Origin of the sequence: Bulleidia sp. zg-1013, assembly GCF_019798045.1 — a bacterium.
GTDB lineage: Bacteria > Bacillota_I > Bacilli_A > Erysipelotrichales > Erysipelotrichaceae > Bulleidia.
The window spans coordinates 20,991-46,593 of sequence record NZ_JAGXEX010000001.1 but is presented as its reverse complement, the minus strand read 5'-3'; the positions used below and the strand labels follow the sequence as shown (position 1 = coordinate 46,593).

At 35.6% G+C, this 25,603-nt stretch carries 24 protein-coding genes; 14 read left to right on the top strand and 10 right to left on the bottom strand.

Annotated features, from left to right (window positions below):
* Positions 1-9: 9 nt before the first annotated feature.
* From K7I92_RS00195 to K7I92_RS00135, 13 genes are all read left to right on the top strand, one after another.
* The gene (locus K7I92_RS00195) at positions 10-2,505 is read left to right on the top strand and encodes a translation factor GTPase family protein (RefSeq protein WP_220281598.1); all 2,496 of its coding nucleotides are present in this window, start codon (positions 10-12) and stop codon (positions 2,503-2,505) included.
* Positions 2,502-3,056, top strand: a complete 555-nt coding sequence (locus tag K7I92_RS00190; RefSeq protein ID WP_203245674.1) for a GNAT family N-acetyltransferase — start codon at positions 2,502-2,504, stop codon at positions 3,054-3,056. Before K7I92_RS00195 ends, K7I92_RS00190 begins: the two co-directional genes overlap by 4 nt.
* Position 3,057: 1 nt before the next feature.
* The gene (locus K7I92_RS00185; RefSeq protein ID WP_220281597.1) at positions 3,058-3,357 is read left to right on the top strand and encodes a Dabb family protein; all 300 of its coding nucleotides are present in this window, start codon (positions 3,058-3,060) and stop codon (positions 3,355-3,357) included.
* A gap of 49 nt (positions 3,358-3,406) precedes the next feature.
* Complete coding sequence (locus tag K7I92_RS00180) at positions 3,407-4,000, top strand: hypothetical protein (RefSeq protein WP_220281596.1); 594 nt, start codon at positions 3,407-3,409, stop codon at positions 3,998-4,000.
* Between the two features lie 15 nt (positions 4,001-4,015).
* A complete protein-coding gene (locus K7I92_RS07590) occupies positions 4,016-6,487 on the top strand; it encodes a glucosaminidase domain-containing protein (protein WP_220281595.1) in 2,472 nt (823 codons plus the stop codon).
* A 33-nt stretch (positions 6,488-6,520) separates the two neighbouring features.
* Positions 6,521-6,988 (top strand): pyridoxamine 5'-phosphate oxidase family protein, encoded by a 468-nt coding sequence (locus K7I92_RS00170; RefSeq protein WP_203245678.1) that lies wholly within the window; start codon positions 6,521-6,523, stop codon positions 6,986-6,988.
* Positions 6,985-7,662: a B3/4 domain-containing protein gene (locus K7I92_RS00165; protein WP_220281594.1), complete on the top strand. Its 678-nt coding sequence runs from the start codon at positions 6,985-6,987 to the stop codon at positions 7,660-7,662. Before K7I92_RS00170 ends, K7I92_RS00165 begins: the two co-directional genes overlap by 4 nt.
* 56 nt (positions 7,663-7,718) lie before the next feature.
* Positions 7,719-8,555, top strand: coding sequence for a DegV family protein (locus K7I92_RS00160; RefSeq protein WP_220281593.1), 837 nt, complete (start codon positions 7,719-7,721; stop codon positions 8,553-8,555).
* A gap of 25 nt (positions 8,556-8,580) precedes the next feature.
* Positions 8,581-9,306 (top strand): B3/4 domain-containing protein, encoded by a 726-nt coding sequence (locus tag K7I92_RS00155; protein ID WP_220281592.1) that lies wholly within the window; start codon positions 8,581-8,583, stop codon positions 9,304-9,306.
* Positions 9,307-9,347: 41 nt separating this feature from the next.
* Positions 9,348-11,060: a hypothetical protein gene (locus K7I92_RS00150; protein WP_220281591.1), complete on the top strand. Its 1,713-nt coding sequence runs from the start codon at positions 9,348-9,350 to the stop codon at positions 11,058-11,060.
* A 50-nt stretch (positions 11,061-11,110) separates the two neighbouring features.
* Entirely contained in the window at positions 11,111-12,064 is a 954-nt protein-coding gene (locus tag K7I92_RS00145) for a serine hydrolase (protein WP_220281590.1), read from the top strand.
* A gap of 228 nt (positions 12,065-12,292) precedes the next feature.
* On the top strand, positions 12,293-12,517 hold the full coding sequence (locus K7I92_RS00140) for a hypothetical protein (protein WP_203245684.1): 225 nt from the start codon (positions 12,293-12,295) through the stop codon (positions 12,515-12,517).
* Positions 12,514-13,176, top strand: coding sequence for a hypothetical protein (locus tag K7I92_RS00135; protein ID WP_220281589.1), 663 nt, complete (start codon positions 12,514-12,516; stop codon positions 13,174-13,176). Before K7I92_RS00140 ends, K7I92_RS00135 begins: the two co-directional genes overlap by 4 nt.
* A gap of 128 nt (positions 13,177-13,304) precedes the next feature.
* Here the strand turns inward: K7I92_RS00135 and K7I92_RS00130 are convergent, their stop codons facing one another.
* From K7I92_RS00130 to K7I92_RS00090, 9 genes are all read right to left on the bottom strand, one after another.
* A complete protein-coding gene (locus K7I92_RS00130; RefSeq protein ID WP_220281588.1) occupies positions 13,305-14,198 on the bottom strand; it encodes a tyrosine-type recombinase/integrase in 894 nt (297 codons plus the stop codon).
* On the bottom strand, positions 14,195-15,379 hold the full coding sequence (locus K7I92_RS00125) for a DNA polymerase IV (protein ID WP_220281587.1): 1,185 nt from the start codon (positions 15,377-15,379) through the stop codon (positions 14,195-14,197). Before K7I92_RS00125 ends, K7I92_RS00130 begins: the two co-directional genes overlap by 4 nt.
* Complete coding sequence (recN, locus tag K7I92_RS00120) at positions 15,372-16,997, bottom strand: DNA repair protein RecN (RefSeq protein ID WP_220281586.1); 1,626 nt, start codon at positions 16,995-16,997, stop codon at positions 15,372-15,374. Before recN ends, K7I92_RS00125 begins: the two co-directional genes overlap by 8 nt.
* Before the next feature lie 3 nt (positions 16,998-17,000).
* Entirely contained in the window at positions 17,001-18,860 is a 1,860-nt protein-coding gene (gene dxs, locus K7I92_RS00115; protein ID WP_220281585.1) for a 1-deoxy-D-xylulose-5-phosphate synthase, read from the bottom strand.
* A gap of 10 nt (positions 18,861-18,870) precedes the next feature.
* Entirely contained in the window at positions 18,871-19,704 is an 834-nt protein-coding gene (locus K7I92_RS00110; protein WP_220281584.1) for a polyprenyl synthetase family protein, read from the bottom strand.
* Positions 19,701-19,904: an exodeoxyribonuclease VII small subunit gene (xseB, locus tag K7I92_RS00105; RefSeq protein ID WP_203245691.1), complete on the bottom strand. Its 204-nt coding sequence runs from the start codon at positions 19,902-19,904 to the stop codon at positions 19,701-19,703. The genes K7I92_RS00110 and xseB overlap by 4 nt, the downstream gene beginning before the upstream one ends.
* Positions 19,892-21,289, bottom strand: coding sequence for an exodeoxyribonuclease VII large subunit (gene xseA, locus K7I92_RS00100; protein WP_220281583.1), 1,398 nt, complete (start codon positions 21,287-21,289; stop codon positions 19,892-19,894). The genes xseB and xseA overlap by 13 nt, the downstream gene beginning before the upstream one ends.
* Complete coding sequence (locus K7I92_RS00095; RefSeq protein WP_203245693.1) at positions 21,286-21,660, bottom strand: transcription antitermination protein NusB; 375 nt, start codon at positions 21,658-21,660, stop codon at positions 21,286-21,288. The genes xseA and K7I92_RS00095 overlap by 4 nt, the downstream gene beginning before the upstream one ends.
* 77 nt (positions 21,661-21,737) lie before the next feature.
* Complete coding sequence (locus K7I92_RS00090) at positions 21,738-23,243, bottom strand: IMP dehydrogenase (RefSeq protein WP_220281582.1); 1,506 nt, start codon at positions 23,241-23,243, stop codon at positions 21,738-21,740.
* A gap of 94 nt (positions 23,244-23,337) precedes the next feature.
* Here K7I92_RS00090 and K7I92_RS00085 point away from each other — a divergent pair, with 94 nt between their 5' ends.
* Positions 23,338-25,017: a proline--tRNA ligase gene (locus K7I92_RS00085; RefSeq protein ID WP_203245695.1), complete on the top strand. Its 1,680-nt coding sequence runs from the start codon at positions 23,338-23,340 to the stop codon at positions 25,015-25,017.
* 70 nt (positions 25,018-25,087) lie between these two features.
* Here K7I92_RS00085 and K7I92_RS00080 read toward each other — a convergent pair whose 3' ends face one another.
* A complete protein-coding gene (locus K7I92_RS00080; protein WP_220281581.1) occupies positions 25,088-25,564 on the bottom strand; it encodes a hypothetical protein in 477 nt (158 codons plus the stop codon).
* Between the last annotated feature and the right edge of the window lie 39 nt (positions 25,565-25,603).

The window sequence follows — 25,603 nt, the reverse complement described above, 5'->3', positions numbered from 1 at the left end:
AATGAACTTATGCGAAAAAAGACAGTTTTAGGAATAGTAGCCCATGTGGATGCTGGTAAGACAACTTTAGTTGAAAATTTACTTTTTCAAACGAAAACCATTCAAAAATTAGGACGTGTCGATTATAAAAATTCCTTCTTGGATTATGACCATCAAGAAAGAGAAAGGGGCATTACAATCTATAGTAAAGAAGCGTATTTTACATATCGAGACTGTACATTCTATTTAATGGATACCCCGGGGCATACAGATTTTGCTAGTGAAATGGAACGTTCTTTATCGGTATTGGACATGGCGATTGTTTTAATCAATGGTCAAGACGGTGTTCAACCACACAGCAAAACAATTTGGAATATCTTAAAGAAACACCATATTCCAACCATTCTTTTTGTGAATAAAATGGATATTTCTTATCTGAAAAAAGAAGAAATATACACTTCTATTCAAAAAGAGTTAAGTCCGTCTTGTTTGGATTGGAAATCTAGTCAAAAAGAAGAGGAACTTATCCTAGCCAGTGACGCACTTTTAAATGCGTATGAGAAACAAGGTTCTTTAGATGAAATAATCATCCAAGAAGAATTTCAAAATCGTTCTTTTTTTCCGGCTCTGTTTGGCTCAGCTTTGAAAGGTGACGGTGTTCTTGAATTATTGGATTTATTGGCGCAGCTTTCAATTGAGAAAAACTATCCTGAGACATTGGGGGCTATTGTCTATAAGGTAACAAGTGATACTCATGGTCGTCTTTTAGCTCATGTTAAGATAACCGGTGGTGAAGTCCATGTGAAAGAAAAGTTAGAGCCTTATGGTAAGATTGACCAAATTCGGCTTTATCAAGGGGCTTTGTATGACGCTATAGAGTGTGCGAAAGCTGGTATGCTTGTGACTTTAAAGGGTTTAGAAAATATCCATGTTGGTATGGGTTTAGGTTATGAAATGGAACAAAGCTTGACAAGTCTACAAGCTTGTATGACGTATCGTTTATTGTATCCAAAAGGAACGAATTTATTAGCCTTAAAAGAATCTTTAAACCGTTTGTCTTTGGAAGATCCAAGTTTAAATATCGAAATGGATGAAGAGAATAAGGACATCCAAATTCATTTAATGGGTAAGCTTCAAAAAGAAGTGTTAGCCAAGCGAATTGATGAATTATGCCAAGTGGAAGTATCCTTTGATCAAGGTAGAATTGTCTATTTAGAAACCATTTCTAAGTCCATAAAAGGGGCTTCCCATTTTGAACCCTTGCGTCATTATGCCGAAGTTCATTTGGAACTAAGCCCTTTAAAGAAAGGTTCGGGAATTGAAATTGAGAATAAAATTCCAGCCGATACTTTATCGCTTCAATTTCAAAAGTCCATTCTAAGTGTACTAGAAAAAAAGAACTTTTATGGTGTACTAACGAATTCTCTTTTAACGGATGTGAAAATCACTTTATTAGCTGGAAAAGGTTCTTTAAAGCACACAACGGGTGGTGACTTTCGTCAAGCAACGAGAAGAGCTGTTCGTCAAGCCTTAATGAAAACAGAGAGTGTTTTATTAGAACCTTATTTGCAATTTGAAATTCGCATTCCTTCTAACTTTTTATCCAAAGTATTATTTGATTTAGAAAATCGTTTTGCAAAAGTAGAGGTGGAAAGCTTAAATGAAGAATGGATGCGAGTTTGTGGGAAAGCACCGGTTTCAACGATGGCAGACTATCAAGTGGATATTTTATCCAGCACAAAGGGATTGGGTCGCTATGAGTTTGTCTTGGTCGGATATGCTATTTGTCATAATAGTGAAGAAGTCATTCAAGAAAGAAAATACAAGCCTAATCTTGATTTAAGAAATCCAAGTTCTTCGCTTTTCTGTGCACATGGAACAAGCTATACCGTAGAATGGAATGAAGCGGATGATAAGATGGATATTCAGCTTGAAAAGGAGAGCTCACTATCTTCTTATGTTCATAAACAAAGTTGTATTCATGAAGAGGATTTAAAGCGTATCTTGGCACGTACAAATTCCAATAACCGTAATGAACATAAAGTGATGGCTAAAAAAATTCAAGAAAAGAAGGAAAAGTCAAAACAAATTGAACATCGACCAAAAGTATTGATGGTGGATGGATATAATATGTTGTTTGCTTGGCAAAGATTTCAAAATGAAGATGATTTCATGCTAAAAAGAGAAGAGCTCATTGAAATTCTTTCTAGTTACCAAGCTTATACAAAAGAACTTTTATTTTTAGTTTTTGATGGTTATCGGGTTAAGAATAATCTTGGCAATCAGTACCAAAAAGGAAAAATGAGTGTTATTTATACAGCGGAATCACAAAGTGCCGATGCTTATATCGAAAAATACGTGTATGAACATCAACATGAATTTGATTTTGAGGTTGCTAGTTCTGATGCCTTGATTCAAAATTCAGTTTTTGCAAGTGGGGCAAAACGTCTTTCAGCAAGGGAATTAGAAAATCGAATTGATTTTATCCATCATCAAATACAAGAGGAATTGGAGGTGAAACGATGAATGTACCTATGGACATATCAAAGGTGGTATTAAAAACAAAACGTTTAAAATTACGAGCATGGCGAAAAGAAGATTTAGATGATTTCTATGCGTATGCTTCCGTGGATGGGGTAGGTCAAATGGCAGGATGGTTGCCTCATAAAAACAAAGAGGAAAGCCAACGTATTTTGGAAAGGTTTATTGCCCATAAAAAGACTTTTGCCTTAGAATATGAGAATAAAGTCATTGGTTCTATCGGAATTGAAGAGTATGATGAGAAACGTTTTCCTGAATTTATGGATAGAATAGGCTGTGAGCTTGGTTTTGTACTATCAAAAACCTATTGGGGACAGGGATTGATGCCGGAGGCTTTAAAGGAAGTAATTCGGTATTTATTTAAAGAATGTCAAGTGGAATTTATTCTCTGTGGTCATTTTATTTCTAATATCCAATCTGGTCGTGTTCAAGAAAAATGTGGTTTTAAGCATTATTCTTTTGGTGAATTTAAGACCAAATTCGCAACGATTGAAAAAGACGAAGTGAATATACTAATTAATAGAAAAGGAGGTTAAAATGTTAAAACATATCGTGCTGTTTAAATTTAAAGAAGAAACTAGTCAAGAAAGAATTCAAGAGGCTCGTATAAAGGCTCAGCAGTTATTGTATTTGGATTTGATTTATGAAGGAGATGTTTATTTAAATAGTCCCGAAGCCAATCCAAGTAATTATGATTTATGTCTTAATTTTGTGTTTCAATCGATGGATGAATTAAATCAATATCAAGTTCATCCGGAACATATGGCTTTAAAGGAGTCTTTGATGGAATACATAGATAAGCGAGCGTGTATTGACTATGAACTAAGTGCTGATTAGCCGTTTTTAGATGGATACTGTATAATAAGCTAAATGGGAGGAATCGAACATGAAAAAATCTTATATTTTCATTATCGTGATTGTGGCACTTGCGGCTATTCTAATGGCACTTTTCTACTTTAAGGAAAAGAATAAGCCGGAACAGAAGAAAGCAGAGTCTCAAGAAGTTCAAAAGCCGGCTGTACCAAAGCCGGATTATGAGGATTCTTCAAAACCAAAAGAAGAAGAGAATAAGGATAAACCTAATCAAGAAGTGCAAGACAAGAAAGAAAATCGTATTCAAGTCCATGGCTTAAAGGAGATTGATAAGGATACTGTATTGGCAGATGGAAGTGATGCGAAGCTACCTTCAACAGCTAGAGTTTTTGTACTGGAAGTAAAAGCGAAGGAAGTGAAGGAAGCAAAATTAAAGATTGTATCTGCGACTTTGACAACCGTTGATAAGGAAAAATATATGGCTGAAGGAGCGGATGTGAACACGAAGACGATTGCTAATATTGTTGGGCAAGATTTAAGTAAAGCTCATAAAGGATTTCTATTTTTTATCACTTTAGATCCGGGACGTACCTTGAAAAAGGGGAAGGGGCAACTTTCCTTGACTTTGAGCAATCAAGAAGTTTTGACACTAAATGTTGAGTTTTAAAGAAAGGAAGTAAGAGTGAGATTTAAAAGAAAAATTAGTTGTATTTCTTTGGCTATTCTTTGTGCTATTGGTGTATTACCAATTCATGTGAGTCAGGTTCATGCGGTAGGGATTTCTTATCCAATGAACTGTTCCGGTTCAGAATTTGAAGTTGCTTTAGCACAAGTCGATGCCAATAAAAAAAGTTATTTTGAAAAGCTTAGTTGTCATGTGTCCTTCGTTGTCGCAAAAAAGAAAATGAAAACTCTCGACAAGGATAAGGCGGTGATAAGGCATGCCAGTATGGATTCCGGTAATAAGATTATGGCGATGAATTCAGGACTTGTGTATACCGATGTCGATAGTAGCACTGTTGTGCCTTTATATATGGCGGAAAATGGCAGAAACATCACTTATGCTCGTACCAATCGTATGGCTTTTTATCATGATACCTTGAATTACAACAAAGGTAGAGGGGATGTTCTTTTAACCATGAGCGGTTTTAAAGGAACCACAGATATTCATTATTTAGAATTTGTACCCATGGCATGGATGGATAATGGCTCGCTATCTTATGTGAATGGAAAAACCACTCATAAGACAACGCCTTATTTTAGTGCTCGTAGCACCAATGGTCGTAAAGAAATTTATTTTACGGCTTTTGATCAAGTTGGGAAACAATATTTTTGGGCGCCTTTTGGTTTGGCTCCATCTTGGATGAAAGAGGGAATAAGATACTATTCTGCCAATGATATTGATTATTATTACGATACGAAATTAACGAAAAAAGCGGGTACTTATTATAATTATTATCAATTTTTACCTTTACGTACAAAATCTAAAATTCCTGCTTCTAAATACAATGATTTCTTAGGGAAACAAGGCTATAATAAGTCTTCTAAATTATGGGATATGGGCAAAACTTTTGTGAGTGCTCAAGAACATTTTGGCTTGAATGCTCTGATGATCTTTGCGCAAGCTTGCGTGGAATCGGGATATGGAACTAGCTATATAGCTAGAAAGAAAAATAACCTTTTTGGTTGGAAAGCCTATGATTCTAATCCCAATAACGCCAGTGGCTATAGAAGTGTTGAACAAAGTATTAATCAGGCCTTCCGTGACAATATAAGAGATTATGTTAGTACCAATGAACCAGTGTACCATGGTGAACACTTTGGTAATAAAGGCTCCGGTATTACAATGAAGTATGCTTCAAGTACGACCTACGGTTTAACGATTGCTTCGGTCGCTTATGCTTTTGATAAGTATGCCGGTTTAGTAGATTATAATAATGGTCAATTTGCTGTGTTAAAGAATAAGAATGTGAATATGTACCATCAACCTAAAGCGAAAGCGAATGTTCTATACAAAGCAGGCTATGGTATGGATAATCGTAGTCCTTATTACAATAACCATGTCGTAACTGTATTGGGTGTCAGCGGTGATTATTATAAAATCCAATCCACCGATTACCACGATGGCTCTAAAGTTATTACTTCTCGTAACAATCATAGCGATCGTGCCTACGATTGGAATAAAATGGTTGCTTATGTGAAAAGAACAGATTTAACTTTAATATCCAATAATCGTGGTTGGAAAAATCTTTATGGTAACCGTTATTGGTTCAATGAAGATGGAAGAGCTGAAACAGGCTGGCGAGTGATTGATGGCTATCGCTATTGGTTCTTCCCAGATGGAAGAATGGAAACCGGCTGGGCTGTTATTGCCGGTGAAAAATACCACTTTGCACCAGATGGTAAGCTAGACACAGGTTGGTTTGAAAAGGATGGTAAGAAATATTACCTCGATAAGAGTGGTAATAGAGTCAAAGGTCTCCATCGTATTGAAAATAAAATTTATTATTTTGACGAAAACGGTTTTATGAAAAAGGATGGTTGGAATACCATTCAAGGCAGTAAATATTGGTTAAATCCAGACGGACATGCCGAAACAGGATGGCGAAAGATTGGTACTCATTTATATTGGTTCTTCCCAGATGGAAGAATGGAAACCGGCTGGGCTTTAATTTCAGGTCATAAATACCATTTCGCAAAAGACGGTAAGATGGATATAGGTTGGCTTCAATACAATGGGTATCAGTATTATTTAGATGAAAAAGGTCGTGTTGTGACTGGTTATGTCCAAATTGATAAAAAGACGTATTATTTTGAATCAAGTGGTGTTCTTCTTAAAAATGGTTGGAATAAGGTGAATGGTGAAAACTATTGGTTGAATAAAGAAGGTAAAGTAGAACCTGGTTGGAAGACGATAGATGACAACCGTTATTGGTTCAATACTGACGGAAGAGCAGAGACGGGTTGGTTGAAGTTAGGCAATTATTTATATTGGTTCTTCCCAGATGGAAGAATGGAAACCGGCTGGGCTGAAATCAATGGTAAAATCTATCATTTTGGTAAAGATGGTAAGATGGATACCGGTTGGTTTACGTACAACGGGAAGAAATACAATTTGGGTAAAGATGGTGTGCTACAAAAATCAAAAAACTAAAAATGCTTAAAATCAGAAAGGTTCGATGAAATTATGTTTGAAAAAATGCGTCGAAAAGATCGAGAAATTTCAAAAGAAGAGGCTTATTCATTATTAAATGAGGGAGAATACGCTGTTCTGTCAACAATTGGTGAGGATGGCTATCCCTATGGTGTTCCGGTCAGTTATGCTTATGAAAATAATCGAATTTGGATTCATGGGGCGAGAACCGGTCATAAAATTAGTAATTTAACTTTTCATAATTTGGTGAGTTTATGCGTTGTTGGTCATACAAAAGTCATTGGTGAAAAATTCACGACCGAATATGAATCAGTGATTGTTTCCGGCAAGGCAACGCTTTGTGAAAACAAAGAAGAAAAAATGATAGGATTGATGGCTTTGGTGCGTAAATATGCCCCTGATTTTTTAGAAAGCGGACAAGCCTATGCAAAACGCTCTGAGATGGCAACAGTTGTCTATTCCATCGAGATTGAAAGGATTTCAGGTAAAAGAAGAAAATGAACATCATTGTTGATCAAAGTATGAAAGAGTTAGGCGTATCCGCTGTTGTGGTTGCTTATGCGAAGAATGTTAATCCAAATGCACCATTTTCAAGAGCCTTTCTTGAGAAAGAAGAAAAAATTGAAAAATGGGCATTAGAAGTGGATATCAATGATGTTATTAATCATCCAAATGTGCAAGGCTACATTGCTTTGATGCAAAAGGCAGGTCGTAGTATTAAGAAAAATCCCCCGACTATTCCTAGCTTTGTACGCAATATTCAACACCGTGGCACAATGCCTCATGTGAATACCATCGTTGATATTTATAATGTTGAAAGTCTTCATTCTTTTATTGCGATTGGCGGGCATGATTTGGATAAAATTCAAGAGCCATTGGTTTTCACAGTAAGTCAAAAAGAAGATGAGTTCTATCCGATTTCATCCACTCCAAAGCATGTTGCGGAAACAGATTATGTCTACAAAGATGCAAAGGGTATTTTAGCTTGGATGGGTGTTCGAGATGGCGAAAACTATAAATTTGATGATAACACCAAAAATGCGCTATTCATTGTCCAAGGTAATGGTGTTCCGGATGTTGAAACTAGAGTACAAGCATTAAAGAACTTAGAAGAGGATCTTCGCTCTTGTATGCCTGACTTAGAGTTTACCATCGACATCATTGAAGCGAAGTAACGCCTTTCTTTATTTTAAAAACAAATGTGCGTATAATAGATATTGGAGGAATCATAATGATGTATAGGATTGTTTCGGATTCATCTTCAAATTTATTTCATTTGGATGGTGTGGATTACCAAACTGTCCCCTTGAAGGTCATCACAGCGGAGGGGGAATTCGCTGATACAGAAAAAGCGAATTTAAATCGTTTTCGTGAAGTTATGAAAACAACGAAAGGAAAAACAAGTACTTCTTGTCCGAATACTTTTGAATGGATTTCTTGTTTTGATGGAGCAGATTGTATCTTTGCGATTACGATGACGGGGGCTTTATCAGGCAGCCATAATGCTTGCATTCAAGCCAAAGAGATGTACCTAGAGGAACATCCGGAAGCCAATATTCTGGTCATTGATTCCTTATCGGCCGGTCCTGAATTAATATTAATTGCTGATAAATTAAAAGAGTTAATTTTAAAAAACTTATCTTTTGCGGAAATTTGTAACCATATCAATACATATATGAAGCATACGCATTTATTATTCTATATTCAAGATTTAAATAATCTTGCAAGGAATGGTCGTGTTTCAGCAACTGTCGCGAAGTTAGCTGGCTTATTAGGTGTCCGCATTGTTGGACGAGCTTCTGAAACAGGTACTTTAGAGCTATTACACAAACTAAGAGGCTTAAAGCGTTCCATACTTAAGATTGTAGAAGAAATGGTTAACGCTGGCTTTGCGGGCGGTAAAGTGTATATTGCTCACGCAAATAATGAAGAAGCAGCTTTGGAATTAAAAGAATTGATTGAAAAGGTGAGTGATAAGGCAGAAGTGATGATTCATCCAACCGCTATACTTTGTTCCTACTATGTTTCCGATCAGGGCTTAATGGTTGCTTACGAAGATAAAAATTAAAGAATTAATAAAGGAGAATAAGATTATGAAGAAGTTTATTGCGGACACAAATTTTTGGGAAGTTTTCCCAGAAGCTAAAATTGCGGTATTGGCGGTAAAAAATGTTAAAGAAAGCATTCAACTGGATGAAAAAAGCGCCACAGAAATTAAAGAATTATTGGATCATGCCAATAGAGAGGCAAAGAAATATCTACCAAGTGATGTGATTTCTGAAAATCCAGTGGTGCATGTATGGCGTGAAGCTTATTCTAAGTTTCCAACGAAAAAAGGAGCCCGCTGTTCAATTGAGGCTTTACTGAAGCGTGTTCTTCATGATAATCCAGTTGGTACGATTGCTCCAACGGTAGATATTACGAACGCGATTTCATTAAAATATGCGTTGCCAATCGGGGCGGAAGATATAGATAAAGTGGTTGGTGATATTCATGTTGGAAGAATGAAAGGTGGTGAATCCTTCTTACCAATTGGTTCCGATAAGCAAGAACCACCTTTAGAAAATGAGATTGCTTATTATGATGAAGCCGGGGTGATTTGTCGCTGTTGGAATTGGCGTGATGGTCAACGAACAGAAGTAACAGATGATACAACAACCGAATTCATTGCTATGGAATGCATTGAACCGGAGCGTTATCACCAGTTAGAAGAAGCGGTGAATGAATTAGAAAAGTTATTACAATACTATGTTGGTGCTGAAACAATGTATAAAGCCATTATTGATAAAGAACATCCGGAAATGTTCATAAAAGACTAGCTTTCTAGTCTTTTTTATAAAATTCTTCAGGAGGTTTCTATATGAAAGAATCTTATTACTACCATAAAGATACAATCATTCTTAATTATTCTAAGAAATACATTACAAATAAACATGAAGTGCTTGAAACCGAGGCTTTTGATTGTTTCTTAGATCACTATTTATCCTATCTTCAGAAACATCACATGGATTTATACGCTTATCTTGGTAAAGCCAATCATTCTTTAATCAAGGCACATATTAAATCAACTTTAAAGCAATTATTGATTTGTGAAGTCGATGAAATACAGGATGAATACGTTCACCGGCCTAAATTATTATTAGACTTAATTGAAGAGGGCTATCACTTTTGGCGTTCTTTAGAACGTTATTCAATTTTATACACTCATCATGAAGAAGGTTTCCAAATTCAGAATTTTATTGAAGCTGATGAAAAAGAAAGTAAGCTGGTTTTAAATTTCTATCGGGAGATTCAACAAAAAGTCCAAGGAACAAAGAATAAAGTCTATCGGCAATTGCATGCTGGCACGAATGCCTCCATGTTACTAAGCTATTATCCTTGGCAAAACATAAAGGGCTATGAGGCTTTACAAGGTATTCCTTTTATCTCACAAATCTTACTTCGTACACCTTTAATATTGCATCCAAAGCACAATAAAAGAACGAATGTATTTACAGAAACATTTGTCAATCCGATGAAAGATTTTATCAAAGGAGACGAGGAATGGTTATGTTATCCTGCAAAGATTGGAACAATTCTAGTGTATGCGTATTTTCATCGTGATTTTATAGGCTCTGCGGTGGCTTGTGCAAACTTATTTGAGCTAGCGAATGCTCAAGAAACAATGACCAAAAAGCCGGACGCTATTCTTTTATTCGGTAATCCAGATGGCAAGAAAGATACTACTTTCTATCATGATCAAGAAAATGATATTTGGGTTGGCAAGTGTTCTAATGATTTAGTGATAGATTACTTTGGCTATACGAAGAAATCCATGTTGACACTGCATAATTTAGTGATGATAACACGTGGTAGCTTGCCAATACATGGGGCTATGGTTAATCTTTATCTAAAAGACGGCACAAAGAAAGGGCTTATGATTATGGGTGATTCTGGGGCCGGTAAGTCGGAAACATTGGAAGCTTTGAATACAATGGCATCGGATTTAATTGATTATCAGGAGATTGTCTTTGATGATATGGGTACTATTCATATTGGTGAGGATGGTCATCCCTATGGACAAGGTACAGAAATTGGTGCTTTTGTCCGTTTGGATGATTTGGATAAAGGAACAGCTTATAAAGATATGGAACGCTCGATTTTCTTTAATCCTGAAAAAGCGAATGCGAGAGTTGTTATTCCGGCATCTTCTTATGAAGTGATTGTGCAAGACCATCCAATTGATGTTTTCTTGTATGCTAATAATTATAGTGATGAAAGAGGTATGCGCTTATTTAAAACACGTGAAGAAGCCGAGACAGTCTTTATTGAAGGCAAACGCTTTGCTCTAGGAACAACACAAGAAAAAGGCTTATCAACAACATTCTTTGCTAATCCTTTTGGACCAATGCAAAGACAAACGGAAACGAGACGATTGATTGATAAGATGTTTGATAAACTATTTGAAGAAAATATTCCAGTTGGTGAAATCTACACTTGTCTTGGTTTAGAAAACAAAGGAGACCATGGTATTGATGAAGCGGCGAAAGCTCTTGTTGCCTTTGTACAAGCGACAGTCTTAAGAAATTCTTAATTTCCCTAAAATCAGTCGATTTTTAGGGATTTTTTTGTTAGATTTTATGTATGAAGAAGGCAAAGAAAAAGAGAAAAGTAAATAAAAAAAGAGTATTTAAATTATTGTTACTATTAGTACTAGTAGCAGGGAGTTTATTTTTCATTAGTGAAAAGGAGGCTATTCTTTATCATAGTCAAAGTCTATTTGAAAGACTTACAAGCACTACTGTAGAAAATAATACCATTGAAAACAATGGTAGCTTTGCGTCTTACTTAGTCATGGATTTAACCGATGGTAAGAAAATAATAAGTAAAAATAGCTATAAATCCTATGTTCCAGCTAGTCTAGCTAAGCTATTTGTAGTAGATTATGCACAAGAATTCTTTCAAATAAATGATGCTATCCAGGTTCGTAAAGAGGCTTTGAAAATGGTTAAACGAGGTTCATCCATCGCTAAATTGAAACTAAGGAACTACCGTTTTCAAGACCTTGTGGCTGGTATGTTAGTACCATCCGGTAATGATGCTTCTTATGTACTGGCAGACGCAATAGGAGCGAAATTAAACCCTAATGCCAAGAATATTTATCAAAGAATGGAAGCTTTTCGCAAAGGATTTCAAGATTATTTAAAGAAAAATCAATTTCTAAGTACTTCTTTATCTGATCCTAGTGGTTATGATTATAATGCTAGGACGAATATTCAAGATTTAGTAAAAGTTAGTGAAAAGCTATTAAAGAAGGATTGGATTCGTAGCATTGTATCTAGTCAATCTTATAGCGTCACTCATAAAAACAAGTTAGAACAAGTCTGGTTTAGCACCAATCTTTTCTTAAATCCAAATTCAGAATTCTATGATAAAAGAGTAAAGGGGATGAAAACAGGTTCGTTAGGTAATCATTTTAATATGATTACTCTATTGAAAAAGAAACAAAAAGAATATCTTATTATTGGTTTAGATGCTGAGAGTGATATGGAAAGATACTTAGATATAAAGCAGTTGATGAATAAAATACCAAAATAAAGAAAATAATGAAAATTGAATTATAATAGTTGTAATATAAATTATAAGTGTTAGACTATAATTGAAAATAGTAGTTTTTTTAAATATATAGATAAGATAAACAAAGTTGTCATTTTATCACTAGTAAGGAGGAAGGAATTATGCTTACTTACAATCCTTCACGGTATAAGAACGGTGTTTAAGTAACTACTTAAACACACTTTAATTGTTTATAGGGAGGAGATTTTTATGAAGAAATCAACAATTTATTCAATTGTTGGTATTGTATTGATTCTATTTTTACCAGTAATTTTATGGATAACTCGTTATTTTCTTAATTTATTATCTGTGATATATTTTATTGATATCAATAATTATGTATCACCCGTAATTTTATCTATTTGTATAGTCATTGTAGGAATTTTAATTTTTATTAAAGGATTATTAATTTACTTTTGGGAGGAGAAAAAATGAAACGTGTTTTTTTGTACATAATTTCGACATTTATTACTGTGTCCTTTGTTATTTCAGGTTTTTTGAAAGTTAATGCATTAGAACCGAAAGAACAGAAGGCTAAAAATTTTGACGATAATAATGATATTATCATATCAATAAGTGAGCCAATGACCAAAGAAGAGGCTGCTAGGAAACTCTCTAGTGAAAAAAGAATTAGTTATGAAAAAGCATTTATAACTTTATATCCAGAAGCCTATAAAATTAATCAGATAGTAAAAAGTAGTACTACTTCTGATACAACTAGAGAATTGACGGTTGGTTTGACCGTTAAAAAAGGTGTATATCATCCTCACATGGCTTTTTACTGCTATACAAGCGAATGGGGAAAATATTGGGGTATTAAGTCTATGTATTATGTCACGTTAGTAAGATCTTATAAAGGGACATCGAAACAATTTTCGGGCGATATAAGAGCGTGGCTCAGAAGTCCTTATCAAATTGAATATGTGATAAATGGTGATTTCTATGAGAACGCTACACAAACTACTAGTGCTTCCGCTTCAGGAGAGTTTGGTTTACATAAATTAGTTAAAATAAGAGGAGGAATTAGTAAATCCGTTTCTTCTAACCATTATTCTTATTTTTATGAACATAGAACTGTTGCATTCCAATCCTAGAATTTCAAAAATAAAACCAGGGAGTCATGTACTTTCCGGTTTTTAAGTTACTTAAATATGCGAAGCACTGTCAAAGTTTCAGATTAACAGAACTTCGCATAATGTATGTTATGCGATTTTATTAGTGATTACTTTTTCTTAGATAAAGGATGAAAGTTTTGATAAGCATCAAATAATTGTTTATTTTGAACATGTGTATAAATCTCTGTTGTCTTGATGTTTGAATGACCCAGAAGTTCTTGAATGATACGTAAATCAGCACCACCTTGTAGTAAGTGTGTCGCATAAGTATGCCTTAAACTATGTGGTGTAATTTCCTGTTGAAACCCGCATTCTACTGTTTTTCTCTTTAAAAGAAGTTGCATGCTTCTTGGCGTGATTTTATTACCAAGACGATTGATAAAGAATGTATTGGTTTTATTCTTGTTCCAAAGAGGTCGAATTGTGTTTAAATAATGATCTAAATCAGCCACTACTTGACTAGGAATAGGTATAATTCTTTCCTTATTCCCTTTACCAAGTACACGAAGTACTCCGGTTTCCAATTGCACTTGCGCTATTGTTAAAGAACATAATTCTGAAATGCGTAATCCACAAGCGTAAATTAGCTCTAAGATAGTTCGATTAAGATCCTGCCTAGGATCAGATCTCATAAAACTATTTAGTAAGCGTTCTACCTCCTCAACACTTAAAAAGGATGGTAAATATTGCTCATCTTTATGAGCTTGAATTAGAGAAACCGGATTTTCTTCTCCCGTTGAAAATTCGATATCTTCATGAAAATTACGAATACTCGTTGCCATATGAACAACCGAATTTGGAGATTTTATCGCTGATTGTTTCGTTAAGAAACTTTGTACCAGTTGAAGTGTTACTTGCTTGCTATCTTGAATATGATTTTCTTTTAAATAAGCCATATATTGTCTTAAATCATTTTCATACGATTGAATGGTCTTAGGACTTTTCCCTTGGTTAATTTCCAAGTGAAGATGAAATTGTTTGAAAGCTTGTTCTAGTTTCATACCATTTCCTTCCCCTTTTCTTTTTTCTTAGCTTGATCAGCTCTTTTTAATAAAGGAACAGATGTAAGACGATTGATTTCATCAATCATCTGTTGGGTAGTATCTTTCTTTTCCATTTCAAATAAATTCAGTTGTTTAGTGGACTGTTGTTTATCCATAAAATCAGTGATTGTAATACCTAAAAGACGAACCGGTTCTTCATATTCCCAATACTGATCAAACAAGCGTAAAGCATGTTCAAAAATATCTGTTTCCAAATAAATCCCCTGTTTCACCGGTAACGATCTGGAAACTGTACGGAAGTTATAATAAGTGATACGAATGGAAAGTGCTTTACCAACCTTTTTCTCTTTTTCTAAGTTATGGTGTAATTTTTTTGATAAAGAACGTAATAAACCCCTTAATTCTTCATAATCCGTTACATCTTCCAGCAAGGTTTCCGATACACCTAGGGATTTTCTTTGCCAATCCGGTTCTAAAGCAGTGTGATCAATGCCATGACATCTATCTAATAACGAATGTATTCCGTTCTTAAAGATTTTTTCTAAGTCTTCAATTGGCTTATAATTCGCCAAATCCCCGATAGTTTGAATACCTAATGCTGTTACCTTTGGTAAAGTCTTTCTGCCAATACCACGCATTTCCTTGACATCTAAAGGCCACAACTTTTCCTTTACATCACGAATACGCAAAACCGTTATTCCCATCGGTTTTTTCATATCACTTGCCATCTTCGCTAGAAAAAGATTTGGACCGATACCAATCGAACAACCTAGCCCGGTTTTCTGATAAATCATTTTTTGTAATAAAATCGCTAAATCTAAAGGATGTTCATATTTTTGAATAGCTTCCGTCATGTCCACGTAACATTCATCAATTGAAGCTTTCTCTACATAAGGAGAAAAGGAATGAACAATATCCATAAACTCATTAGATAGATTACGATAATACGAATAATGCCCTTCCACAATTTCTAATTCCGGACAAAGTTTCTTCGCTAAAACAATGGGCATTGCAGAATGAACGCCATAGACTCTTGCTTCATAAGAAGCTGTTGTTACAACCGAACGTTTTGTTTGACCCGATACAACGATTGGCTTACCCTTTAAACTAGGATCTCGAAGAACTTCCGCACTCGCAAAGAAAGCATTTAAATCCACATGAAAATATACTCTAGACATGTTCTAATAGTTCCTTAGCAGCTTCGATGGCTTTTTCACTACGATTACCAGAGAATAGATAAGCTAGTTCACTCGCTCTTTCTTCTTGATTTAAAAGATGAACCTTCGTTGTGGTCTTTTCTTGATGAACGGATTTGGAAACTAAAAATTGATGATGAGCTAAAGAAGCCACTTGAGCTAAATGAGTAACAGAAAATACCTGACAATCTTTCGACAATAAAGCCATCTTTTCGCCAATCGCTGTTGCGACATGTCCCGATACCCCTGTATCAATTTCATCAAAAACAATCGTTTGAATACCTTGTAACTTAGTAAAGATAATTTTTAGTGCTAACATAAAACGCGATAATTCTCCACCACTTGCGACTTTCGTTAATGACGATAACTTTTCCCCCTTATTCATTGACACGTAAAATTCTACATCATCAATGCCGGTTGAATTGCCTTCCATATCCTTAAATAACACTTCAAATTGAGCATAAGGTAACTCCAAATCTTTTAATTGTTGAAGCACTTCTTTCTCTAGGGATTTCGCTATTTGGTGACGTTTTTCACTAAGATGATTCGCTTTAGAAGAATATTCTTTAAAATAAAAATTTATCTTTTCATCCAATTTCTTTAAATGGAATTCTTGCTCACTATAATTAGCTAATTTTTCAGCCAAGTCTTTTTGATAATGAAGCACATCTTCCAAGCGAGGTCCATACTTTCTCTTAAAACGCTGAATTAAGAATAAGCGTTCTTCTATTTGATTCATTTCTTCCTCATCGAAAAAGTCAGGATTTAATTGATCACGAATTTCTTCCAAACCATCCACTAGGGTTTCATAAGCTTCATGAATCTTTTCTTGACTTTCATCCACCCCTTTTAATACATCCACCAGTTTCATCGTTTGATAAAGGGAATTGGAGCTTTCTGAATCATAATATTCAAATAGAGAAAGATAATCTTGAGCAGATTTCTTCATTTCTTTAGCTTGTTTCTCAAGCTGTTTTAGTTTCTCTTCCTCCCCTTGTTGTAAATTCGCTTCTTCTAGTTCTTGAAGTTGGAATTGATAAAAGTCTAATTCTTCTTCCCCCAGTTTTGTATTTAAAAAGTCTTCTTTTTCTTTTAAGGCTTGCTTATAGTTTTCATAGGCTTCTTTAACGGCTTTTTTTTGTGCGTGAAGGCGACCATATTCATCTAATAAATAAAGATGTCTTGTTTTTTGCAAAAGATAAGCTGAATCTTTTTGCCCATGAATGTCCAGTTGGCTTTCAACAAGAGTATGCAAAAAAGACAAAGGGACAACACGATGGTTCACCCTAGCACTTGATTTCCCACTCGCCGCTATTTCGCGGGTAATGGTGAAGCTATCTTCTTCTATATCAAAACCATTTTCCTGTAAAAAAGAAGCGATAGGACTCTTTGAATCTAAGGAGAAGCTTGCTTCAATAATGGCTTTATCTTTGGAAACCATAGTGCTTGAAGCTTTTTGCCCTTGTAATAAAGACAATGCATCCAAGAAAATAGATTTACCCGCTCCTGTTTCACCTGTGATGGCTGAAAAACCCATTGGAAAATCCAGCTCCAATCGGTCAATTAAAATAAAGTTTTGAATATAGAGATGTTCTAACATAGGCTACCTATTTCCTTTTAAAATAGTTTCAATAACACTAGGAATATCCAATCCTAATTCACGCTTGATTTGTTGGGGATCCCCCTGCTCTATATATTCACTAGGAAGACCAAATCTCCTCAATATTTGTTTGGAATTTTTTTCATTTAAATACGATAAAATTGCCGAACTAAGTCCCCCTTCTTTCACATCCGATTCATAGCTATAAATAGGTAATTGTTCTTGAATCAGTTGATCCATCTTTTTTATGTCAATTGGATTAAGAAAACGAGCATTGATCAAACGATATGGTAAAAGATTAGCGATGATGGTTTCTTTAAAGCGATAGACATCGTCACCATAAGTAATGATGGTTCCAATCACTTTTTTTGGTTCATAAATCACTTCCCAAGAACCGATTTCAATCGCTTTCATATCTTCCACTTCATCTGACTGCAAAGATTTTGGATATCTTATCACAAACGGATGGTTCTGATGAAAAGCAGTATACAGTAAATTCCTTGTTTCAATGGCATCTTTTCCATGGGTAATCATTATATTGGGAATGGTTCTTAAGAAAGCCACATCATAAATACCTTGATGGGTTTCACCATCTCCACCAACCAAACCGGCATGATCCACACCAATGACCACACGAGCATCCTGTCTTGCGATGTCATGATGAACTTGATCATAAGCTCTTTGTAAGAAAGAAGAATAAATACATAAGAATGGCTTTTTACCACTCAGAGCTAAACCGGCCGCAAAAGTAGCAGCATGTTCTTCAGCAATCCCCGTATCAAACGAACGTTTTGGATACTTTGCATAAAAAGATCCTAAGGATGAACCATGCACCATGGCGGGTGAGATACAAACAATATCCTTATCTCTTTCTGCTAGTTCAATTAAAGCATTCGTAACTACGTTAGCATTAGAAATAGTACCCTTGGTTGTTTTATTTAAAAAATCCCCTGTTTGCGCATTAAAAGGTCCTACACCATGCCAAGCCCCTGATTCATCATTTTCACATGGTTCGTATCCCTTTCCTTTTTTCGTTAGCACATGGATGACAATTGGACCATGATGATTCTTTGCCATTTCTAAGGCTGGTAATAAGTCGCGATAGCGATGACCATTAACAGGACCTAAGTAATCAATACCAAATTCTTCAAAAATACCCCCATCTGTTAAACCGGTACGAACTTTATTTTTGATTTCTGCTAAAGAATGATAAAGTGATTTACCAATTTTATTCTTGGGAATGGAATTTTTAATAGAAGATTTTAAAACACCATAGGCTTTTGAGGTACGCATCTTTGCTAGAGAAGAATTCACAGCACCTACATTCTTTGAGATGGACATTTCATTATCATTTAAGATAACAATCATTTTCCGCTTCTCTTCACCAATTTCATTCAAAGCTTCTAAAGCCATGCCCGAGGAAATCGCAGCGTCACCAATCACAGCAATAACCTGGTAATCATCATGATTCATATCTCTTGCGATTGCCATACCTAAAGCGGCGCTTAAGGAAGTAGAAGAATGACCGGATTCCCAAACATCATGAATAGACTCTTTTCTTTTTGGAAAGCCCGATAGACCTTTGTGCTTTCGGAGACTTAAAAAATCTTTGCCTCTGCCGGTTAAGATTTTGTGAACATAAGATTGATGACCGACATCAAATATAATTTTATCTTTAGGGCTATCAAAGACTTTGTGCAAAGCAACGCTTAACTCTACTACACCTAAATTACTCGCTAAATGACCCCCTGTTTTAGAAAGAGAATCCACGAGAAAATGACGAATATCACTGGATAATTCGTTTAATTCTGATATGGATGCATCTTTTAAGAATGACGGATCTTTAATACCCTCTAACTTCATAACATTTCTCCTAGTACTGGCGCTTTTGAATGGATTGAATATATTCCATTAAGATGGATGAATTCAAGTTAGGAATGGACTTCAAACATTCTATCCCCCGATAGTAATATGTTTTTTCCAGTTCTTTTGCTGAAGCTGGACCAATCAATTTTAATAAAGTTTGCTTATCATTTTCTTCATCTGAATTGGATTTACCTAATTCTTCCGCTGTTTTTTCAATATCGAATAGATCATCCTGAATTTGGAAAGCTAAACCAATCCATTTACCTGCCTCTTGAAAAATCTTTAGATTTTCGAATTGGTTAGCAGCAATGGCTCCTAATGCCAAAGCGGCCTCTAATAAACGACCAGTCTTTTTTTCCAACATAGTTTCAATATTGACTCGATTATTCAATTGATCGGGTCGCATATCCATGACTTGCCCTAAAACCATACCGTTCGCTCCGGCGTGTGTGCTTAAGATTTCTAATGCTTTTAAATTTTGTTTATCCGATAAAGAATTTCTTGTTAACTGAAAGAAAGCTTCGGTTAGTAAAGCATCCCCTGCTAAAATGGCTATATCTTCGCCATAGACCACATGAACGGTTGCTTTCCCTCTTCTTAAGACATCGTTATCCATAGCCGGTAAATCATCATGAATTAAAGAATAGGTATGAATGTATTCCAAAGCACAAGCATAAGCACAACCAAGCTCCTCTTTTCGATTAAAAGCTTTTAAAGTATGAAAGATAAGTTGTGGACGAATGCGTTTTCCACCTGCCAACAATGCGTATTCCATCGCTTCCTTTAATCGACTATCTTCATACAAAGTCAAACTTTCCTTAAGATAGTTTTCGAAGTTCATTCGCTGTCCACCTTATTTTCTTTTACAATATCAGTTACTTTTTTTTCAAACTTCTTCAATTGTTGATCACATTGTTTGGCTAAACTCAATCCTTCTTCAAATAAAGAAATTGTTTCTTCCAATGGGGCTTCATTGCTCTCCAGTTGTTTTACAATTTTTTCCAAGCGCTTCATTGCGTCTTCAAATTTTAATTCTTCCATGTTTTCTCCTTTGTTTGTACCTGCGTTTGTATAAAACCATCACTAAAGCGTAATTTAATCTTATCACCAACTTCTATAGCATGGATGGAACGCACTACCCTTTCTTCTTTCAAGGCAACTGAATAACCACGGTCTAAAATCTTTAAGGGTGAATAAGCATCTAATAGCTGAATGAGATGACTATACTCTTTATTTTGAATTGCAGAATAGTGATTTATCGCTTTGTTAAGTTCTTCTTTTCTTTGTTTTAGATTGTGGTTATTTTCCAAACTTTGTTCTTGAATATTTTGTTTTATGCGATTTTGGTAATCTTGAATTTGATTTTGATAGAAACGAGATTGTTGCAATAAAGAGGCCTCAAAGCGATGTGTCAATTGTTTGTATTGATTTCTTATTTCCAATAAGGTTTCCTTTTGTTTCGATAAGCGCAATAGGTATTGATCCAATTGATAGCTTTTATCTCTTGTTAAAAGCTCCGGATTTTGAAAATAGGTATTCTTGTTCAAATGGTTTAAATTCTCTTGGATAAGTGATAAACACGCTAGCATTCTTTGTATCAAACGCATAGAAACATGTCTTAAGGATTGGTGTATCTCAGCTTGATTGGGGGTAACCGCTTCCGCCGCCCCAGTCGGTGTATTGGCTCTAAGGTCGGCCACATAATCCACTAAGGTTGTATCGGTTTCATGACCAATACCTGTCACAATCGCTGTCTTCGTTTCATAAACAGTACGCACTAGTTGTTCATCATTAAAGATAAATAAATCTTCAAAGGAACCACCTCCTCTTGCTAGAATTAGAACATCATGCTTAGACTGATCTGCCTTTTTAATGGCTTCTACTATCAAAGGAATTGAACTTTGACTTTGTACGGGACATTCATAAAAAAACTGTTTTGCCATTGACCAACGAAGATTTAAAGTACGAACCATATCCGCTTTTCCGGCGGTATCTTTTCCGGTGATAATACCAATTTCCAAGGGGTATTTCGGAAGTGGTTTTTTATGTTCCGGATTGAATAAGCCTTCCCCACTTAATTTCTTTTTTAAAGCTTCTAGCTGCAGCATCAAATCACCAATGCCTTGTTTGCGCATGGCGGTAATCGTTAATGTAATAGAAGTACTTGGCACATAAACTCCAAGGCTACATTTTACTACCACTTTATCACCATTTTTAGGAACAAAGTTAATATGGCTAATCGTTGAATTCCAAATAGCACAATTGATAGAAGCCTGTTCATCTTTTAAACTAAAGTACCAATGTTTTGAAGCCCGAAAATTGGATATTTCCCCTTCCATCAAAAAGTTATGTAAGGCAACATCCCTTTCCAAAAGAGCTTTAATTCGTTTGGAAACCGCACTGACGGAATGAATATTCTCACTCATATCACATCTAATACGTTATTCACCAGACGATAACTATCGGCTTCTCCATAGGTTTTCGCCAGCTCAACCGCCTCATCGATAATGATGGCTGCCGCCACTTCTTTTAAGGCAAATTCAGCACATCCGACTAATAATATTGCTTTCTCAATGGTACCTAAACGATCATAGCTCCACTTTTTTAAAACACGATTAAGATAGATTTTATACTCCTCCATATGCGTCTGGGCATTTTCAACAACACGAATAAAATAAGGATCTACCTTATCCAAAGAACCAAACGTATCTTCCATAATGCCATGAATATCTCTTGATAAACTTAAATACGCATACAAGGATAAAACAGCTTTTTCTCTTTGTTCACTACGGCTCATATTTATAAAACTCCTGTTACTATTTTATCATAAGAAACGGATTCACTCTAATTAAAAAGACTAGCCGGCTAGTCTTTTCACTTATAAGAATTATCACTATTTTTAACCTGCACATCGTGGGCACCTCCTTCAACAATCGAAGTGGAAGAAACTAAGGTAATTTTAGCTTTTTCTTGTAATTCTGGAATGGTTAAGGCGCCACAATTACACATGGTTGATTTTATTTTCAACGTTGTCATGTTTACGTTATCTTTTAATAAGCCGGCGTATGGTACATAAGAATCCACTCCTTCTTCAAAGGATAGCTTCTTTCCTTGTCCTAAATCATAACGCCCCCAGTTACGCGCACGAGCAGAACCTTCTCCCCAATACTCTTTTACTGTGTTCCCATTCACAACAAGTTTTTGTCCGGGTGCTTCTTCAAAGCGGGAGAAGTAACGACCTAGCATGACAAAGTCAGCCCCCATCGCTAGGGCTAAAGTCATATGGTAATCATAGACAATACCACCATCCGAACAAATTGGTACGTAAATTCCTTTTTCTTCAAAGTAAGCATCACGTGCTTTCGCTACCTCAATAACCGCTGTCGCTTGACCACGACCAATGCCTTTGGTTTCACGTGTGATACAAATCGATCCACCGCCAATGCCAATTTTCACAAAGTCAGCACCAGCATCAGCTAAATAACGGAAACCTTCTCCATCAACCACATTACCGGCTCCAACATAGACTTGATGACCATATTCCTTCTTAATCCATGCAATCGTTTCACTTTGCCAGATAGAATAACCTTCCGAAGAATCAATCACTAATACATCTACCCCTGCTTTTACTAAGGCAGGTACTCTTTCTTGATAATCACGAGAATTAATACCGGCTCCAACTAATAAGCGCTTTTCTTCATCCAATAATTCTTCTGGATTTTCTTTATGAGAATCATAGTCTTTCCGAAAGACTAAATAACACAAGCATTGATTTTCATCGACAATTGGTAAGGTATTTAATTTATGATCCCAAATAATATCATTAGCTTCGGACAAAGTTGTATTCTTCTTCGCTACCACCAACTTATCAAATGGTGTCATAAAGTTTTCAACGCGTGTTGATCCATCCATCCTAGATAAACGATAATCACGACTAGTCACTAAACCAACGAGTTTACCATGGCTTGTACCATCTTCTGTAACCGGCATTGTACTATGACCTGTTTCTTCTAAAAGCACCAACAATTCCTTTAATGTGGACTTTGGTGTTAAATTCGCATCGGATACCACAAAACCGGCTTTATAATTCTTAACCCGTTCAACCATAGCCACTTGGGAAGCGATGGATTGGGAACCAAAAATGAAGGAAATACCACCTTCTTTAGCAAGGGCAATCGCTAAACAATCATCACTGACCGACTGCATGACTGCTGAAACCATTGGAATGTTCAAATTCAATGAACATTCTTCTCCTTTTTTATAACGCACTAAAGGTGTTTTAAGACTGACATTGTTAGGAATATTCTCCTTTCCCGTATAACCTGGAATCAATAAATATTCACTAAAGGTGTGGGATGGTTCCGTGTAATATTTAGCCATGAGAGCCTCCTTAAATTAAAACGATTATATCCCATTCTAAAGCCTTTTTCAATGCTTATTTTATTGTTATAATATGGGCTATTAGAGGTGAAATATGCGCTTAAAAAATAGTTACTTTTTTACATTAAGAGAAAATGCGAAAGACGAAGATTCCCAAAGTTCCAATTTATTAGTACGAGCCGGTATGATTAGGAAGAGCTCAACTGGAGTTTATATGATTTTACCAATGGGTTTAAAGGTCTTTAATAAAATCAAAGAGATTATTCGAGAAGAAATGGCAGCCATTGGTTGTCAAGAATTATTGATGCCGGCTTTAATTCCAGAAGAGGTTTATATTGCTTCGGGAAGAAGAGATGGCTTTGGTTCCTCGATGTTTTCTTTGAAGGATCGTAAAAAGCAAAATTATGTTTTAGGACCAACACATGAAGAATTGTTTGCGCATGCGGCGAAATTAAAAATTCGTTCATATAAAGATATGCCCTTTTCTATTTATCAAATCCAAACAAAATTCCGTGATGAGCCTAGACCTCGATATGGTTTAATTCGTGTGCGTGAATTCCAAATGAAAGATGCTTACTCTTTTGATGTGGATGAAGCTAGTATGGACATCAGTTATAACAAGCAATTTCAAGCGTATAAGAATATCTTTAATCGTTTGGGATTGAATTATGTGATTGTGAAAGCTAATACAGGTGTTATGGGTGGTTTATTATCAGAAGAATTCCAAGCACTTAGTCCAATTGGGGAAGATATTTTAGCTTTAAATGAAGATGGATCTTATGCAGCCAATTTAGAAGTTGCTGCTTGTTTGCCGGAAGACTTTAATTCTTCTGAAGAAAAGAAGAGCATTGAAAAAGTAGAAACACTTGGGCAACATAGTATTGAAGAAGTTGTTCATTTCTTAAAAATAGATGCCAAAAGAACAGTGAAAACGTTATGCTATGAAGCTGATGGTGAATTGGTGGTGGTTTTAGTTCGGGGGGATCGTGAAGTCAATGAAACAAAGGTACAAATGGCTTTAGGTTGTCTATCTTTAGAGCTTGCACCAGAAGACAAGGTCAAACAACTATTCCACTGCCCTGTCGGTTCTTTAGGTCCTATTGGTTTAAAAGCTAAGATATTGGCAGATCAGGAAGTTGAATTATTGAGAAACTTTGTGCTTGGAGCTAACGAAGATGGGTATCATTATATCCATGTCAATCCAAGTGATTTTGAAGTCAGTAAATATGGTGATTTTCGTCAACTTCAAGAAGGTGATGCTTGTCCTATGGGTCAAGGAAACATTCACTTTGAAAAAGGAATTGAAGTCGGTAATACCTTTAAGCTTGGTACAAAGTATTCCAAGGCAATGGATTTGCAATATTTGAATGCGAATAATCAATTGGACTATGTATGGATGGGTTGTTATGGAATCGGTCCGGCAAGAGTGATGGCTGCCCTTGCTGAACAAAACCTCGATGAAAATGGAATTAATTGGCCTAAGAATTTAGCTCCATACCGTTGTTCCATCACCATTATTTCAATGAAGAGTACCCGGCAAGTCCAAGTAGCGAATGAACTATATGAAACATTGCGAAAAGCCGGCATCGATGTCTTATTAGATGATCGTGATGAAAGACCCGGGGTTAAGTTTAAGGATATGGATTTAATTGGTATCCCAACGCAAATTACCGTTGGTAAAGCGATTGTGGATGGTCAAGTAGAAATGAAAGAACGTGGTTGTGAAAAACAACTTATCGCTATTTCTTCTGTTTTAGATTACTTCAAAGATTAAAACAAATAAAAAGCGGAAATTTGAACTGTCCATTTTCAATGGGGCAGTTTCATTCCCGCTTTTTTTAATGTTACTTAGCTGGTGTATAAGCCTTCGCTAATTTATCCATTGAAGTAATCACATCATTTGATACTTGAAGAATTTGTTTCTCACCTGTTTTGAAATTCTTATAAGTTGCATAGCCTTCTTTGTAGAAAGACACATTGTATGTGACATCCTTAACATCCGCTTCAAAGCTGACAACAACACTGGTTTGAGGTAATACCGGTTTTTCAGTAACAGTCTTTGTTTCTAAAGCATCCACTACCTTTGCAATGTTTTTAATGAATTCCTTGTCCTTGTTAGAATCCAACGTAACACGAACAGAATCTTTTGCGTTGACTGGCCAATAAACCATCTTAACAGTAGCCCCTTCAGCTTGCATGTTTTTAGCAAATTCTTTCATTGCGTTTTCTGTTGCAGGGGCTTTTTTAGAATTGTTATTAGCGCAAGCAGCTACTAGTACTGACAAAGCCACAATAGCTACTAATTTCATAATTTTCTTCATTTTCTTTCTCCTTAATTTCAACTTCTTTAATTGTAAATT